Origin of the sequence: Pseudomonas inefficax (assembly GCF_032164165.1) — a bacterium.
GTDB lineage: Bacteria > Pseudomonadota > Gammaproteobacteria > Pseudomonadales > Pseudomonadaceae > Aquipseudomonas > Aquipseudomonas inefficax.
The window spans coordinates 2,673,055-2,688,319 of record NZ_CP134401.1; the positions used below are offsets into that span (position 1 = coordinate 2,673,055).

The following is a 15,265-nucleotide window of genomic DNA, read 5'->3' on the forward strand; positions in this document are numbered from 1 at the left end:
CCGGCAATCTAGACCACGAAGTTCAGATGCTCGCCCCGGTGCAAGTCCAGCTCCAGCATATCCACCATCCCCGCCGCGACCCTGGCCAGGTGCCGCAACGGCTCAGCCAATCCCGGCTCAAGCGTGCCCTCGGTACTGCGAAAATGCTCCATCCCCAACCCGGCCAGTTCCTGCGGCGCATTGATCAACGTCCAGTGCAAGGCACTGCGCTGCAACCCATCGACCACATGGTCCACACACTCCCGCTCCACCTCGCTGTACTTGCCCGGCTCATCCAGCACATCGAAATCGCCCACCAACAACAGCCGGCGTATAGTCGTACGCTTCAGCCCCGCCACCAGCGCCTCGCTCATGCGAGCTTGCGCGGGCAGATCGCCCGACGCCAGCGTCGACAACAAGGCTATTACAGCTGACCCGCCTGCCGCGCCCTGCTCCGCCTGGTCAGCATCGCCCAGCCCGCCTATCTTGAAATGCAGGCCGGGGCGCGGCGCATGGCGGTTGAGGTCGTCGACCACGGCGGTGACTTCGTGCTGGCGCGACAGCAGCTCTACCATCAAGGCATTGCCCAGGCTGCTTTCAGGCCCGAACAGGACCAGTTTGAACACTGGGGTTTCGGCGTTTTTCACTGCATCACTCCCTTTGCAGGCGGTGATGGTTGGACCGCAATCAGGAGTTATCGTGCAGAGGATCAAGGGTTACCACGCCCACGTTTACTACGACGCAGAAACCATGGACCAGGCCCGTGAACTGTGTGAGGAGGCGGCGCGGCTGTTTCCCGTGACCATGGGGCGCATGCACCAGAAACCGGTGGGGCCGCATCCGGACTGGAGCTGCCAGCTGGCGTTCGGGCCAGAGGTGGTGGGGGTGGTGTTGCCGTGGTTAGCGTTGTATCGGAAGGGGTTGGTGGTGTTCATGCACCCGTTGACCGGGGATGAACTGGCGGACCATCGTGATCATGCGATCTGGATGGGGGCTATGCGGCCGCTGGATCTGTCGATTTTTGGGGGGTAGAGCTGCATAGCCTGTGCCGGCCTATTCGCGGGTGAACCCGCTCCCACAGGATTTCACAGATACTGAAAACTGTGAAAAACCTGTGGGAGCGGGTTTACCCGCGAAGCAGGCGACGCGGTTCAGCGACGAGCGCCGCGCACCCCTTCAGCCAGTGCCGAGCACAGGCTCAATACATCGTTGACTGCCTGCTCGGCACTCTTGGCCTGGGCAATCTTGTCGACCAGCGCCGAGCCCACCACCACGCCGTCCGACAGGCGGGCAATGGCCGCAGCCTGCTCCGGCGTACGAATGCCGAAACCAACGCTGATCGGCAGATCGGTATGCCGACGCAGGCGGGCAATGGCTTCGGTCACGTGCTCGGTGGTCGCCGAGCCAGCGCCGGTCACACCGGCCACCGATACGTAGTAGACGAACCCGGAGCTGCGCTCCAGCACCCGCGGCAGGCGCGCGTCGTCGGTGGTCGGGGTGGTCAGGCGGATGAAGTCGATACCCGCGGCCTGGGCCGGGGTCGCCAGTTCGGCGTCGTGCTCTGGCGGCAGGTCGACGATGATCAGGCCATCGACACCCGCTTGCTTGGCTTCGGCCACGAACTTTTCCACGCCAAAGCGGTGGATCGGGTTGTAGTAACCCATCAGCACGATCGGCGTGGTCTGGTTATCCACACGGAATTCGCGAACCATCTGCAGGGTCTTGGCCAAGGTCTGGCCAGCCTCCAGGGCGCGCAGGGTGGCCAGCTGGATCGCCACGCCATCGGCCATCGGGTCGGTGAACGGCATGCCCAGTTCGATCACGTCGGCACCTGCAGCCGGCAGGCCCTTGAGGAGCTGCAGCGAGGCGTCATAGCCTGGGTCGCCCGCGGTGACGAAGGTGACCAGTGCCGAGCGGCCTTCGGCTTTCAACTCGGCGAAACGTTGTTCAAGACGGCTCATGCCTGTTTCTCCTGGGCGGCCATGTGGCTCATGACGGTTTGCATGTCTTTGTCACCACGGCCCGACAGGCAGATCACCATCAGGTGGTCCTTGGGCAGCTTCGGTGCGCGCTTGATCGCTTCGGCCAGGGCGTGGGAGCTTTCCAGTGCCGGGATGATGCCTTCCAGTCGGCAGCAGGCATGGAACGCGTCCAACGCCTCGTCGTCAGTGATGCTGACGTATTCCACGCGCTTCACTTCGTGCAGGTAGGCGTGTTCCGGGCCGATGCCCGGGTAGTCCAGGCCGGCGGAAATCGAGTGGGCGTCGGTGATCTGGCCGTCTTCGTCCTGCAGCAGGTAGGTGCGGTTGCCGTGCAGCACGCCCGGTACGCCGCCGTTCAGGCTGGCGGCGTGCTTGTCGGTGTGCACGCCATGGCCACCGGCTTCGACGCCGATGATCTGTACGCTTGGCTCTTCGAGGAACTCATGGAACAGGCCCATGGCGTTGGAGCCACCACCGACGCAGGCAACCAGGCTGTCTGGCAGGCGGCCTTCCTTCTCTTGCAGCTGGGCGCGGGTTTCCTTGCCAATGATCGACTGGAAGTCGCGGACCATGGCCGGGTACGGGTGCGGGCCGGCCACGGTGCCGATCAGGTAGAAGGTGTCTTCGACGTTGGTGACCCAGTCGCGCAGGGCCTCGTTCATGGCGTCCTTCAGGGTGCCGGTGCCGGCGGTGACCGGGACGATCTCGGCACCCAGCAGCTTCATGCGGAACACGTTGGCCTGCTGGCGCTCGATGTCGGTGGCGCCCATGTAGATCACGCAAGGCAGGCCGAAGCGGGCAGCGACGGTGGCGGTGGCCACGCCGTGCATGCCGGCGCCGGTTTCGGCAATCAGGCGCTTCTTGCCCATGCGCTTGGCCAGCAGCACCTGGCCGATGCAGTTGTTCACCTTGTGCGCGCCGGTGTGGTTGAGTTCTTCACGCTTGAAGAAAATCTTCGCGCCGCCGCAGTGCTCGGTCAGGCGCTCGGCGAAGTACAGCGGGTTGGGGCGGCCGATGTAGTCGCGCTGGAAGTAGGCCAGGTCTTCGAGGAACTTGGGGTCTGCCTTGGCCGCTTCGTATTCGCGGGCCAGGTCCAGCACCAGTGGCATCAGGGTTTCGGCCACGTAGCGGCCGCCGAACGAGCCGAACAGGCCATTGGCGTCAGGGCCGGGACGGTATTGGGACTGGGTCATCGGGGCGCTCCAGGGCGTAATGAACAAGTGATGGGCTTTACTCTAACCACGGCAAGCCCTGCTGAAAACCGATAAGATTGCGCAAACTTGTCAGAAAAAGTCACAGGTAATATGGCTTACGACCTCCCTCCCCTGAACGCCTTGCGGGCCTTCGAGGCCACCGCACGGCTCAATAGTGTCAGCCAGGCGGCCGAAGCGTTGCATGTCACCCATGGTGCCGTCAGCCGGCAGATCAAGGTACTTGAAGAGCACTTGGGCGTAGCGCTGTTCGTGAAGGACGGGCGTGGCATCAAACTCACAGATGCCGGCGTACGCCTGCGCGATGCCAGTGGCGAAGCCTTCGACCGCCTGCGTAGCGTGTGCGCGGAGCTCAGCCACGATGTCAGCGATGCACCATTCGTGCTGGGCTGTTCGGGCAGCTTGCTGGCGCGCTGGTTTATCCCGCGACTGGGGCGGCTGCAGGCTGACTTGCCTGAGCTGCGCTTGCACCTGTCGGCCGGTGAAGGTGACCTGGACCCGCGGCGGCCAGGGCTGGATGCGCTGCTGGTATATGCCGAGCCGCCATGGCCGGCGGACATGCAGGTGCATGTGCTGGCCGAGGAGCGCATCGGGCCGGTGCTCAGCCCGCATTTCGCCGGTTTCGAGCGCTTGCAGGGCGCGCCGGTCAAGGCGTTGCTGGGCGAAGCCTTGCTGCACACCACCTCGCGCCCGCAGGCGTGGCCGACCTGGGCGCTGGAACAGGGGTTGGAGCCGGCGGCCCTTCAGTATGGTCAGGCTTTCGAGCACCTGTATTACCTGCTGGAGGCTGCCGTGGCCGGGTTGGGTGTGGCGATTGCGCCGCAGCCGCTGGTCGCCGATGACCTGCGGGCGGGCCGTTTGAGTGCGCCGTGGGGTTTTTCACCTACCCCTGCAGCATTGGCGCTTTGGGTGCCCAGGCGCGCCGCGGACGGGCGCGCCGAGCAGTTGGCGCAGTGGCTAAAGGCAGAACTGGCGCGCCAGAGCGCTTAGTTGCGCTTGCACAGCAGGTAGGCCGCCAGCAGGCCCAGTGCGCCGATGGCAACACCCGCCGTGGTGTACGGGTGTTCCTGGGCGTAATCACGGGTGGCGAGGCCGGTCTGGCGGGTCCGCTGCTTCACTTCCTCGTAGGCATCGCTCAGCAGGCTACGGGAATGCCGAAGGGCGCTTTCGGCGTTGCTGCGGATGGCCTTCACCGACTTCTGGGATTCTTCCGACGCGTCATGCTTGAGGTTCTCCAGGCTCTTCAGAAGGCTCTCGATTTCGGCTTCCATACTTTCCAGGGACGTTTTACGCAGCGAATTGCGGTGCATGTTGACTCTCCTTCGCGTTGTGGGCTGTAGAGGTTGCGACTGCCAAGCGAAGCGAAAGTGCGATCGAACTTTTACCAACGGTGACGGTTCGCAGGTAAACCCTGCCTGCGCTGCTAGGCTGAATCTCACCGTTATCCAAGGAGAGCGCTCATGACCGATCATCACACCTACAAGAAGATCGAACTGGTAGGGTCGTCGACCACCAGCATCGAGGAGGCCATCAACAATGCCCTGGCCGAAGCCGGCAAGAGCATCAAGCACCTGGAATGGTTCGAAGTGATAGATACCCGAGGCCATATCCGCGACAACAAGGCGGCGCACTTCCAGGTCACGCTGAAGGTCGGCTTCCGTATAGCCAACAGCTGAAACACTGCCGGGCTGGATGAGCCCGGCATGATGGGGTATTCAGGAAGGGCGCGCCTTGGCGGGCGCCCCTTCTGATTTCATCTGCACAAGGAAAGCGAGTGATGAACAAACTGATTCTGGCGCTGGGCCTGATGGCCCTGGCCGGTGGTGCGCTGGCGGCGGGCAAGCCGTGCGAGGAGCTCAAGGCAGAGATTGCGGCCAAGCTGGATGCCAAGGGGGTCACCGGCTACAAGCTGGAGATCGTCGACAAGGGCGAGCCGGCCGGCAAGGTGATTGGCAGTTGCGAGGCTGGTACCAAGGAGATTGTGTACCGCCGCGGTTAACGGATTGGATTCTTCGCGGGTAAACCCGCTCCCACAGGTACAGCTTCGCTCTCAGGCCTGTGATACCCCTGTGGGAGCGGGTTTACCCGCGAAGAGGATCACCCGCTCTTGAGCGCCTGCGCCATCAGTTCATATGACCGAATCCGGTCCGCATGCTCATACAAATCACAGGTAAAGATCAGCTCATCTGCCCCGGTCTGCTCCAGCAGCACTTCCACCTTGGCCCGCACCTTTTGCGGGCTGCCGATCATCGCCAAACCGAGGAAGCTGCCTACCGCGTCCCGCTCATGGGGCAGCCACAGCCCATCCATGCTTTCCACCGGCGGCTTCTGCATCAGGCTCTGCCCGCGAATCAGTGCGAGGATGCGCTGGTACACCGAAGTGGCCAGGTACTCGGCCCTTTCATCGGTTTCCGCCACCACCATGGGGATGCCCAGCATCACATACGGCTTGTCCAGCGTGGTCGAAGGCTTGAAGTGGTTGCGGTACACGCGGATCGCCTCATGCATCAAGCGCGGCGCAAAGTGCGAGGCGAACGCGTAGGGCATGCCGCGCATCCCGGCCAGCTGGGCGCTGAACAGGCTGGAGCCAAGCAGCCACATCGGTACCTCGGTATCGTGCCCAGGCACGGCGATCACTTTTTGATCATCGGTACGCGGGCCGAGGTAGCGTGACAGTTCTTCGACATCGTCCGGGAAGTCATCCGGGCCGCCGGCGCGGTCGCGACGCAGGGCGTAGGCAGTCATCTGGTCGGAGCCTGGCGCGCGGCCCAGACCCAGGTCGATGCGCCCCGGATACAGGCTGGCCAGGGTGCCGAACTGCTCGGCGATCACCAGCGGCGCATGGTTGGGCAGCATGACCCCGCCAGAGCCCACGCGAATGCTCGAGGTCCCCCCAGCCAGGTAGCCGATCAGCACGGAAGTCGCCGAACTGGCGATGCCGTCCATGTTGTGGTGCTCGGCCACCCAGAAGCGGTTGTAGCCAAAGCGCTCGACGTGCTGCGCCAGGTCCAGCGAGTTGTGCAGTGACTGCGCCGGGCCGGCGTCGGCACGTACCGGCACCAGGTCGAGGGTGGAAATCTTCAGGTCACGCAACTGCGTCATGGAGCCTCCGCAAAGGTGTTTGGCCACAGGCCTTTTCAACTCTGTATGGGCATATTCGAAGGATTCAATGCTTGCCGTGCGATTGCTCTGAACTTGCCGTAGGCGGCTGACCTCTGAAGCCATAAGCATGTAACCCGAGACCAGGAGGCATCATGAAAAAGACAGCATCGGCGATCTGGCAAGGTGGCCTGAAAGACGGCAAAGGGCTGCTTTCTACCGAAAGTGGCGCACTCAAGCAGAACCCCTACGGCTTCAACACCCGTTTCGAGGGCTCATCCGGGACAAACCCGGAGGAGCTGATCGGCGCGGCACACGCCGGCTGCTTCTCGATGGCGCTGTCGATGATGCTGGGCGAAGCGGGGCTCACCCCGGACAGGATCGACACCGCTGCCGAAGTGACACTCGACAAGCAAGCTGATGGCTTCGCCATCACCGCAGTGCATCTGGTGCTCAGGGCCAAGGTGCCTGGGGCGAGTGAAGCGCAGTTCTTGCAGATCGCCGACAAGGCCAAGGCTGGTTGCCCGGTGTCCAAGGTGCTGAACGCGAAGATCAGCCTGGATGCGGCACTGGTGGGTTGAAACAGTGCAATGAGGGCGGTTTGTTGTAGTCTAAACAGCGTCGGCAGCACGCTGCCCTTTCAGGAGCCGTTTCATGATTCGCGTCGCAATCGCCGTGTTGGCTTCCCTGGTCGCCACGTCTACGCTGGCGGCGGTCAAGCCGTGCGAGGAGCTCAAAGCCGAGATCGAGGCCAAGATCCAGGCCCAGGGTGTTTCGTCCTATACCTTGGAGATCGTGCCCAACAGCGAGGTCAAGGACCAGAACATGGTCGTCGGGACCTGCGATGGTGGGACCAAAAAGATCATTTATCAGAAAAATGATCGGTGAGTCCTTGACCTGGGGCCGCTTTGCGGCCCCAGGTCAAGGAATGCAGAACACCTCGCTAGGCTCGTTCACCACCACCTTGCGGCTGCCGTCATACAGCAGCACCTGCGGCTCCATCACCGGCGCCCGTGCCTCCAGGCGATAGCGTTCACCGGCCTTGAAGTTGTCAAAGCGCACGGTCAGGTAGCAGGTACGGTCCCTGGGCTGGGTCGTGAGGCCGCCCCCCTTGACCTCATAATCGAAGCGCACTACCAGTTCGTGCTTGCCCGGCGTCACCTGGAAGTAACGGCCATCCTCCAGGCGCTGGCCATCAAGGCGGTCGGCCATGATTATTCTGCCTGGGGTCATGGTGTACAGGTCGACCCAGGCCTGCTTGGGGTCGACGGGCGGCAAGGGGCTGGCGCAGGCCCCCAGTGTACTGAGGGCGATCAGCATCATGGGCTGGCGCATGGCAAGACTCCCGCTTGCGACTTATAGACTACAAGCATAGCGCCGTTTGTGCGTTTCAGGTGCGCTGGCAGCCTGCGGGCAAGCCCTGGCCAACCAGTTTCTGCTGGTGGTCGTAGAGTTTGATCCAGGGGCGGAAACCGATGCTGCCAGCCTGCAGCTGGTAGCGCTGGCCGGCACTGAAATCCTTGAAGGTCAGCTTGACTTGGCAATCCCGCCACAACGGCTCCTCGACCGGGCCGATATTGCTGGGGGTAACCGGAAACTGGTAGCGCACGGTCAGCTCGTGGCTGCCGGGCTGTACTTCGAAATAACGGCTGTCGGCCCAGTCGCGTTCATCTACCTGCACGGCGTGCAGCGAGGTGTTGTCGTAGGGGGTGAGGTCGATCCAGGCCTGGTTCGGGTCCGGGTCTGGCAAGGTCGAACAGGCGGATATCAGCAACAGTGAGCCGGTGACCAACAGTGCACGCATGGCGAAACGCCCCCTTGGCGAGATAGTCTTGGAGTGAATCGGCCTTGAGCGAGTCAGACAGTTGCAGATGCTTCGACTTATTCTTATGCAGCGCTCAGGCCCTGGGCCACTCGACCTTGTTTTCACCCGTTTGGTTCCCCTGCTGGCGGTGCTCCTGCTGAACGGTTGCAGCAGCGCGGCCTACTATGGGCAGTTGGCCGAGGGCCAATGGCAGCTGCTACGCGCACGTCAGCCACTGGAGCAGGTAGTGGCCAACCCGGCCACTTCAGCGCAATTGCGCGCGCGCCTGGAACACGCCAAGCAGGCGCGGGCATTTGCCAGCCGGCAGCTGAAGCTGCCGGACAACCGCAGCTACCGGGTATATGCCGACCTTGGCAGGCCCTATGTGGTATGGAATGTGTTCGCAACCCCCGAGCTGTCGTTGCAGCCAGTGACGCACTGCTTCCCGATCGCTGGATGTGTGGCCTATCGCGGCTATTACCACCAAGGCGCGGCGCGTGGTGCGGCGGCGTTGATGCGCCAGGACGGCATGGATGTTTACGTGGGCGGCGTGGAGGCCTATTCGACCCTGGGCTGGTTCGACGACCCGATCCTGTCGTCGATGGTGGGCTGGAGCGACGAGCGCCTGGCCACGCTGATCTTCCATGAGCTGGCGCACCAGCGCTTTTATGTGCAGGACGACACCGAGTTCAACGAGTCGTTTGCCTCCTTCGTCGAGCAGGAGGGCACGCGGCAATGGCGCGTGGAGCGGGGCCTGAGTGCCTCTGGCGGGGAGCAAGGGCAGCAGCGTGAGCAGTTCATCCGGTTGGTGCTGGCCAGCCGCGAGCGGTTGCAGGCGATTTATGCCGGGCCTCTGGATGATGCGCAGAAGCGGACGGCCAAGCAGGCGGAGTTCGAGCGGCTTAGGCGGGAATACCGGCAAGTGCGTGATGCCCAGTGGGGTGGCGACAAGCGCTATGACGCCTGGATGTATGGGCCGATGAGCAATGCCAAGCTGTTGCCGTTCGGGCTGTATGATCAATGGGTACCGGCGTTTGCGGCGGTATTCCGTGAGGTTGACGGGGATTGGGCTCGGTTTTATCAGCGGGTCGAGCAACTGGGCCGGTTGCCGATTGAAGAGAGGAAAGTGGCGTTGCAGCGGTTGATGGTGAACCTGTGAGAATTTGGGGCCTTTGCGGCCCATCGCGACGCAAGGCCGCTCCCACAAAGGTCTTGCATACGTAGATCAATGTGGGAGCGGCCTTGCGTCGCGATGGGCTGCAAAGCAGCCCCAATGGCCCTCAAGCCCTGAGAAATGCCTGATACATCTCGGCCAAGGTAGCAAAGTGGAAGGCCGGTTCTTCCGCCATCAACTCTTCCTGGCTACCAAACCCGTACCCCACCGCCACCGCCTGCAAGCCATTGCTGCGCGCACCGATCAGGTCATGCTTGCGGTCGCCGATCATCAGCGTCTGCGCCGGGTCCAGCCCTTCTTCATCCAGCAGGTGGCGAATCAGCTCCACCTTGTTGGTGCGCGTGCCGTCCAGTTCACTGCCGTAGATCACCTTGAAGTGGTGGTCGAAGGCGAAGTGCCGGGCGATTTCACGGGCGAACTCCCACGGCTTTGAGGTGGCGATGTACAGCGTGCGGCCTTGGCCGGTCAGGGCTTCGAGCAGCTCCGGTACACCTTCGAACACCAGGTTTTCGTACAGGCCGGTGACCTTGAAGCGTTCCCGATAGAAATTCACCGCCTCCCAGGCCTTGGCTTCGTCGAAGCTGTAGAACTGCATGAAAGCCTGCAGCAGGGGTGGGCCGATGAAGTGCTCGAGGCGGGTCAGGTCCGGCTCGTCGATGCCCAGCTTGGCCAAGGCGTACTGGATCGAGCGGGTGATGCCCTGGCGCGGGTCGGTCAGGGTGCCGTCGAGGTCGAATAGGATGTTCTGCTGGTGCATTTGCGGGGGTCCACTTTGAGTGCTGCGTGGTCTTCTTCGCGGGTAAACCCGCTCCCACAGGGGTATCACAGGGCCTGAGGCCGGCGCCGTACCTGTGGGAGCGGGTTTACCCGCGAATGCGATCATTCAGGTTGGTCGTAGCCTTCGGCCAGGTGCTGGTCCTTTAGCTTCACATAGTTGCTGGCGCTATAGGAAAAAAACGCGTGTTCCTGCTCGTTCAGCAGCCGGGCCTGTTTCACCGGGCTGCCCATGTACAGGTAGCCACTGACCAGACGCTTGCCCGGCGGCACCAGGCTGCCGGCGCCGATAATCACTTCGTCCTCGACGATGGCGCCGTCCATGATGGTACTGCCCATGCCGACCAGGATGCGATTGCCCAGGGTGCAGCCATGCAGCATGACCTTGTGACCGATGGTCACTTCGTCGCCGATGATCAGCGGGAAGCCGTCCGGGTTGAACGGGCCGGCATGGGTGATGTGCAGCACGCTGCCGTCCTGCACGCTGGTACGCGCGCCTATGCGGATGCGGTGCATGTCGCCGCGTATCACGGTCAATGGCCAGACCGAGCTGTCTTCACCGATTTCCACGTCGCCCAGCACTACCGCCGATCGGTCGACGAAGGCCCTGGGCCCAACTTTCGGAGTGTGTTGCTGGAAGCTTCGGATGGCCATGATAGCGTCTCTCATCTGTGCCGATAGGCAGGCTGCCTGCTGCGGTCGGCGTCGATTGTAATTAAGATGGGGCAGTGTTTCTTCTGCCAAGGTATCCAAACCGTGAGTGCGAACAACCCGCTTCTGCAGTCCTACGATCTGCCGCCCTTCTCGCAAATCCGTGCCGAACACGTGTTGCCGGCGATCGAAGCGATCCTGGCCGACAACCGTAAAGCCATTGCCGAGATCCTCGAAAAGCAGGGCAAGAACCCTACCTGGGCTGGCCTGGTGCTGGCCATGGACGAATTGAACGACCGCCTGGGCGCCGCCTGGAGCCCGGTCAGCCACCTCAATGCGGTGTGCAACAGCGCGCAGCTGCGCGAAGCCTACGAGTCGTGCCTGCCGGCGCTAAGCGCCTACTCTACCGAACTGGGCCAGAACCGCGCGCTGTTCGAAGCCTACCAGGCGCTGATCGACAGCCCCGAAGCCGCCGGCTTCGACGTGGCGCAAAAGACTATCCTCGAGCACGCCCTGCGTGACTTCCGCCTGTCGGGTATTGACCTGCCGGCGGATAAACAGCAGCGCTACGCCGAAGTGCAGAGCAAGCTCAGCGAGCTGGGCAGCCGTTTCTCCAACCAGCTGCTCGATGCCACCCAGGCCTGGACCAAGCACGTTACCGACGAAGCCGCGCTGGCTGGCCTGACCGATTCGGCCAAGGCCCAGATGGCCGCCGCCGCCCAGGCCAAGGGCCTTGACGGCTGGCTGATCACCCTGGAATTCCCCAGCTACTACGCGGTGATGACCTACGCCAGCGACCGCGCCCTGCGCGAAGAGCTGTACGCCGCCTACTGCACCCGTGCCTCGGACCAGGGCCCGAATGCCGGCCAGTTCGACAACGGCCCGGTGATGCAGGAAATCCTCGGCCTGCGCCAGGAGCTGGCCGAACTGCTGGGCTACAAGAACTACGCCGAGCTGAGCCTTGCCACCAAGATGGCCGAGTCCAGCGACCAGGTGCTGAGCTTCCTGCGTGACCTGGCCAAGCGTTCCAAGCCGTTCGCCGCTCAGGACCTGCTGCAACTCAAGGCCTATGCCGCCGAGCAGGGCTGCCCTGAGCTGGCCAGCTGGGACGCCGGCTACTTCGGCGAGAAGCTGCGCGAGCAGCGTTACAGCGTGTCGCAGGAAGCCCTGCGCGCCTACTTCCCGATCGACAAGGTGCTGGGCGGCTTGTTCAGCATCGTGCAGCGCCTGTACGGTATCGAAATCGCCGAGCTCAAGGGCTTCGACAGCTGGCATCCGGATGTGCGCCTGTTCGAGATCAAGGAAAACGGCCAGCACGTCGGCCGCTTCTTCTTCGACCTCTACGCCCGCGCCAACAAGCGTGGCGGTGCCTGGATGGATGGCGCGCGTGACCGTCGCCGCACAGCTGCTGGCCAGTTGCAGAGCCCGGTGGCCAACCTGGTGTGCAACTTTACCCCGGCCGCGCCCGGCAAGCCGGCGCTGTTGACCCACGATGAAGTCACCACGTTGTTCCACGAGTTCGGCCATGGCCTGCACCACATGCTGACCCGCATCGAGCATGCCGGTGTATCCGGCATCAATGGCGTGGCCTGGGACGCGGTCGAACTGCCGAGCCAGTTCATGGAAAACTGGTGCTGGGAGCCGGAAGGCCTGGCATTGATCTCCGCCCACTACGAAACCGGTGCCCCCCTGCCCCAGGACCTGCTGGACAAGATGCTGGCGGCGAAGAACTTCCAGTCGGGCATGATGATGGTGCGCCAACTGGAGTTCTCGCTGTTCGACTTCGAGCTGCACGCCACCCATGGCGACGGCCGTAGCGTGCTGCAGGTGCTCGAAGGCGTGCGCGACGAGGTGTCGGTCATGCGCCCACCGGCGTACAACCGCTTCCCCAACAGCTTTGCGCACATCTTCGCTGGCGGTTATGCGGCGGGCTACTACAGCTACAAATGGGCCGAAGTGCTGTCGGCTGACGCCTTCTCGCGCTTCGAGGAAGAAGGCGTGTTGAACGCCGATACCGGCCGTGCCTTCCGCGAGGCGATCCTGGCACGCGGTGGTTCGCGCGAGCCGATGGAGCTGTTCGTCGACTTCCGTGGCCGTGAACCTTCCATTGATGCATTGCTGCGCCACAGTGGCCTGAGCGAGGACGCTGCGGCATGAGTGAGGGAGCCGTGAACAAGACCAAGAAGCGCTTCATTGCCGGGGCGGTATGCCCGGCATGCAGCGAGACCGACAAGCTGATGATGTGGAACGAAGACGGCGTACCGCACCGCGAGTGTGTGGCCTGCGGCTTTACCGACACCCTCAACGAGCAGGGCTTGTCGGTGCCGAAGGAGCTCGGCACCCGGGTCAACCATCTGGAGCCGAAAGCCGCGCTGGCCAAGGTACAGACGGTGCAGTTCTTCCCCAACCCGAAGCTGAAGAAACCGGCTGAATAACGCAGTCGTGCCACCCGGGCTTGCATGCCCGGGTGGTAGATATTCAGGCCGCCTGCCGCACGCTGGCCATGCAAACTCGCCTGCTCTTCCCTACGAGCAAGGTGTTGCACCCATGGACAACCCCCTTCTGCAAAACAGCCATACCCCCATCGATTATCCGTCGATCACGCTTCAAAACATGCAGGCTGCTTTCGACTACGTGCTGTTGGCGCACGAGCAAGGTATCGAGCGCATCATCCGCGACCAGCAGGCATTGCCAACCTGGGATGACATGGTGCTGGCGGTGGACGGGCTGGATAGCCAGCTACTGGCAGTGTTGTATGCCGCCTCGCCATTGGTTGGTCGGGATGAAGCCTGGGCTGGTGCCATCTTCGACTTCTTCGCCAAGGCCACGGAGCGGTTCGAACAGAAATTCACCAACTCCGCACTGCACGCCCTGTATGAGCGCTTGGCCAACAGCGATATCGGCAAGCAGCTGGATGCACAGAAACGCGCCACTTTGCGCTGGCATCTGCAAAAGTTTATCTCCAGTGGTGCATCGCTCGACCCAGCCGGCAAGATGCGCCTGGCCGAACTGCTGAAACAGATTGGAGCCGCGCGTGAGGCGTTTCGCAGCAACATCAACCGGCCAGGGCTGAGCATCACGGATGAGTCCGAACTGAGCGGTGTACCTCAGCGCATCCGTGACGAGCTGGCTACAAGGGCACAGGAAGCGGGTGAACCGGGATGGTTGATTGCTTGTGAAAGCGTTACCACCGACGCCGTGCTCAAACATGCCGACAACCGGCAACTGCGTGAGCGCGTGTACCGGGCTTACAACACCAGAGGCGTCGGTCTTGGCCAACAGCAGGATAATCGCTCGCACCTGGAGCAAGTGGCGAAGTTGCTGGAAGAAAAGGCCCACCTGCTCGGCTTTGCCAGCCATCTGGAGCAGAGCCTGCATACGAAGAGCGCGGGTTCGGTCGCCCAGGTGCGCAGCTTTCTGCATGACCTGGCTGGCCATGTGAGTCCGGCCGTGCTGCAGTGGCGTGCAGATATGCAGCGCCAGGCCGCCGCCGAAGGGCTGGGGAGTGTCCAACCTTGGGACATTGCCTACCTGCAGGCCTCGTCGCGCGAGGTGCTTTCCACCGAAGCCTTGCGCGAACACTTCCCGCTGAACGCCGTTGTCAGCGCTTTGAAGCAATTGGCGGATAAGCTGTTTGGCGTGACGCTGCAGGCCAGACCGCTGGCGACCTGGGATGACAGCGTGCAACCGTTCGAGGTGTGGCAGGACAACGCCTTGATCGGTTTCCTGTACCTGGACGCCGTACAGCATGCCGGCAAACAGCCTGACTCGGTGTTCACCACCTACATTCGCAACCGCCGGGTCGATGCCGAGGGAATCTTCCAGGCGGCCTCGGTTGTGGTCTACAGCGACGTGCCAGCAGCGCTTCCGGGTAGCCAGCCGTTGCTGGACCATCTGTCACTGCGCAAGCTGTTCCATGAGTTTGGCCATGCCTTGCACCATTTGCTGGTGCGCACTACCAACCACGTGATGTCCAACGTCACCGAACTCGGTACAGATGGCGTGGAGCTGTTCGGCAAGCTGTTCGAGCGCTGGGTCTGGGACGCGGACTACCTGGTGGCGATTTCTTCGCCCCGCCAGGATGGCAGCAAGCTTTCACGGACCCGGGTCGACGAGTGCCTGCGCCGCTTGCGGCAACAAGGCGTGGAAGAAACCGCGCGCGATCTGAGCATGGCGCTGTTCGACCTGGACCTGCATGGCACGCCGAATGATGGCCGGTCCCTTGAGCAGCGCCTGCACGATGCCCGTGAGCAGTGTGGCTACTGGCCCCTGGCCGATTTCGAGCACCCGGCGCATGCCTTCGACCATCTGGTGAACGGCTACGATGCCGGCTATTACGCCTATCTGTGGTCGGATGTGCACGCCTTCGACCTGTTCACCCGCTTCGAGGCCCAAGGCTTGCTGAACCGGGCCACAGGACGGGCGCTGCAGGAGGCATTGCTTGCCCCGGGGGCATCGCGCCCGTTACGTGACGGCATCGAGGAGTTCCTTGGCCGGAAGGCCAGCCAGTTGCCTTACCTGCGTTGGCATGGCTTGAAGTGAGGATGTGCTGACCGGAGGTGCTGGAAAGCATCAGGCGCACACGATACTG

Annotated in this window: 19 protein-coding genes; 10 read left to right on the plus strand and 9 right to left on the minus strand. The window is 62.8% G+C overall.

Annotation, left to right across the window (positions count from 1 at the left end; genetic code table 11):
• Nucleotides 1-8: 8 nt before the first annotated feature.
• Entirely contained in the window at nt 9-626 is a 618-nt protein-coding gene (locus RIN61_RS11975; protein WP_313857318.1) for an NAD(P)-dependent oxidoreductase, read from the minus strand.
• 52 nt (nt 627-678) lie between these two features.
• Here RIN61_RS11975 and RIN61_RS11980 point away from each other — a divergent pair, with 52 nt between their 5' ends.
• Nucleotides 679-1,011 carry a DOPA 4,5-dioxygenase family protein gene (locus RIN61_RS11980; RefSeq protein WP_313857320.1) on the plus strand — a complete coding sequence of 111 codons (333 nt, stop codon included), beginning with the start codon at nt 679-681 and terminating at the stop codon, nt 1,009-1,011.
• A gap of 119 nt (nt 1,012-1,130) precedes the next feature.
• On the opposite strand, the gene trpA is transcribed toward RIN61_RS11980, so the two are convergent.
• Together trpA and trpB are read right to left on the minus strand one after the other, a co-directional pair.
• Nucleotides 1,131-1,940, minus strand: coding sequence for a tryptophan synthase subunit alpha (gene trpA / locus RIN61_RS11985; protein ID WP_313857322.1), 810 nt, complete (start codon nt 1,938-1,940; stop codon nt 1,131-1,133).
• On the minus strand, nt 1,937-3,154 hold the full coding sequence (trpB, locus tag RIN61_RS11990) for a tryptophan synthase subunit beta (protein ID WP_112251694.1): 1,218 nt from the start codon (nt 3,152-3,154) through the stop codon (nt 1,937-1,939). The genes trpA and trpB overlap by 4 nt, the downstream gene beginning before the upstream one ends.
• Before the next feature lie 111 nt (nt 3,155-3,265).
• On the opposite strand from trpB, the gene RIN61_RS11995 reads away from it, so the two are divergent.
• Nucleotides 3,266-4,162, plus strand: coding sequence for a LysR family transcriptional regulator (locus RIN61_RS11995; protein WP_207878756.1), 897 nt, complete (start codon nt 3,266-3,268; stop codon nt 4,160-4,162).
• On the opposite strand, the gene RIN61_RS12000 is transcribed toward RIN61_RS11995, so the two are convergent.
• Nucleotides 4,159-4,482: an ElaB/YgaM/YqjD family protein gene (locus RIN61_RS12000; protein ID WP_112251696.1), complete on the minus strand. Its 324-nt coding sequence runs from the start codon at nt 4,480-4,482 to the stop codon at nt 4,159-4,161. The two genes, RIN61_RS11995 and RIN61_RS12000, sit on opposite strands and share 4 nt — an antisense overlap.
• 150 nt (nt 4,483-4,632) lie before the next feature.
• Here RIN61_RS12000 and RIN61_RS12005 point away from each other — a divergent pair, with 150 nt between their 5' ends.
• Together RIN61_RS12005 and RIN61_RS12010 are read left to right on the plus strand one after the other, a co-directional pair.
• Nucleotides 4,633-4,848: a dodecin gene (locus tag RIN61_RS12005; protein ID WP_013970282.1), complete on the plus strand. Its 216-nt coding sequence runs from the start codon at nt 4,633-4,635 to the stop codon at nt 4,846-4,848.
• A gap of 101 nt (nt 4,849-4,949) precedes the next feature.
• A complete protein-coding gene (locus RIN61_RS12010; protein ID WP_112251697.1) occupies nt 4,950-5,171 on the plus strand; it encodes a DUF1161 domain-containing protein in 222 nt (73 codons plus the stop codon).
• A gap of 98 nt (nt 5,172-5,269) precedes the next feature.
• Here RIN61_RS12010 and RIN61_RS12015 read toward each other — a convergent pair whose 3' ends face one another.
• The gene (locus RIN61_RS12015; protein WP_112251698.1) at nt 5,270-6,274 is read right to left on the minus strand and encodes an LLM class flavin-dependent oxidoreductase; all 1,005 of its coding nucleotides are present in this window, start codon (nt 6,272-6,274) and stop codon (nt 5,270-5,272) included.
• A gap of 152 nt (nt 6,275-6,426) precedes the next feature.
• On the opposite strand from RIN61_RS12015, the gene RIN61_RS12020 reads away from it, so the two are divergent.
• Together RIN61_RS12020 and RIN61_RS12025 are read left to right on the plus strand one after the other, a co-directional pair.
• Nucleotides 6,427-6,852, plus strand: coding sequence for an OsmC family protein (locus RIN61_RS12020; RefSeq protein WP_112251699.1), 426 nt, complete (start codon nt 6,427-6,429; stop codon nt 6,850-6,852).
• A gap of 73 nt (nt 6,853-6,925) precedes the next feature.
• Entirely contained in the window at nt 6,926-7,159 is a 234-nt protein-coding gene (locus RIN61_RS12025; protein WP_112251700.1) for a DUF1161 domain-containing protein, read from the plus strand.
• Between the two features lie 33 nt (nt 7,160-7,192).
• On the opposite strand, the gene RIN61_RS12030 is transcribed toward RIN61_RS12025, so the two are convergent.
• Together RIN61_RS12030 and RIN61_RS12035 are read right to left on the minus strand one after the other, a co-directional pair.
• Nucleotides 7,193-7,606, minus strand: a complete 414-nt coding sequence (locus RIN61_RS12030) for a PA0061/PA0062 family lipoprotein (protein WP_112251701.1) — start codon at nt 7,604-7,606, stop codon at nt 7,193-7,195.
• 55 nt (nt 7,607-7,661) lie between these two features.
• The gene (locus RIN61_RS12035) at nt 7,662-8,075 is read right to left on the minus strand and encodes a PA0061/PA0062 family lipoprotein (protein ID WP_015268455.1); all 414 of its coding nucleotides are present in this window, start codon (nt 8,073-8,075) and stop codon (nt 7,662-7,664) included.
• 85 nt (nt 8,076-8,160) lie between these two features.
• On the opposite strand from RIN61_RS12035, the gene RIN61_RS12040 reads away from it, so the two are divergent.
• Nucleotides 8,161-9,234: an aminopeptidase gene (locus RIN61_RS12040; RefSeq protein ID WP_112251702.1), complete on the plus strand. Its 1,074-nt coding sequence runs from the start codon at nt 8,161-8,163 to the stop codon at nt 9,232-9,234.
• A 121-nt stretch (nt 9,235-9,355) separates the two neighbouring features.
• On the opposite strand, the gene RIN61_RS12045 is transcribed toward RIN61_RS12040, so the two are convergent.
• Nucleotides 9,356-10,006, minus strand: a complete 651-nt coding sequence (locus RIN61_RS12045) for an HAD family hydrolase (RefSeq protein WP_112251703.1) — start codon at nt 10,004-10,006, stop codon at nt 9,356-9,358.
• Nucleotides 10,007-10,128: 122 nt separating this feature from the next.
• Entirely contained in the window at nt 10,129-10,677 is a 549-nt protein-coding gene (locus tag RIN61_RS12050) for a gamma carbonic anhydrase family protein (RefSeq protein WP_112251704.1), read from the minus strand.
• A gap of 66 nt (nt 10,678-10,743) precedes the next feature.
• On the opposite strand from RIN61_RS12050, the gene prlC reads away from it, so the two are divergent.
• From prlC to RIN61_RS12065, 3 genes are all read left to right on the plus strand, one after another.
• Entirely contained in the window at nt 10,744-12,831 is a 2,088-nt protein-coding gene (gene prlC / locus RIN61_RS12055; RefSeq protein WP_112251705.1) for an oligopeptidase A, read from the plus strand.
• On the plus strand, nt 12,828-13,109 hold the full coding sequence (locus RIN61_RS12060) for a YheV family putative zinc ribbon protein (RefSeq protein WP_313857330.1): 282 nt from the start codon (nt 12,828-12,830) through the stop codon (nt 13,107-13,109). Before prlC ends, RIN61_RS12060 begins: the two co-directional genes overlap by 4 nt.
• Nucleotides 13,110-13,221: 112 nt before the next feature.
• Nucleotides 13,222-15,216, plus strand: coding sequence for a M3 family metallopeptidase (locus RIN61_RS12065; protein WP_112251707.1), 1,995 nt, complete (start codon nt 13,222-13,224; stop codon nt 15,214-15,216).
• Nucleotides 15,217-15,265: the final 49 nt, after the last annotated feature.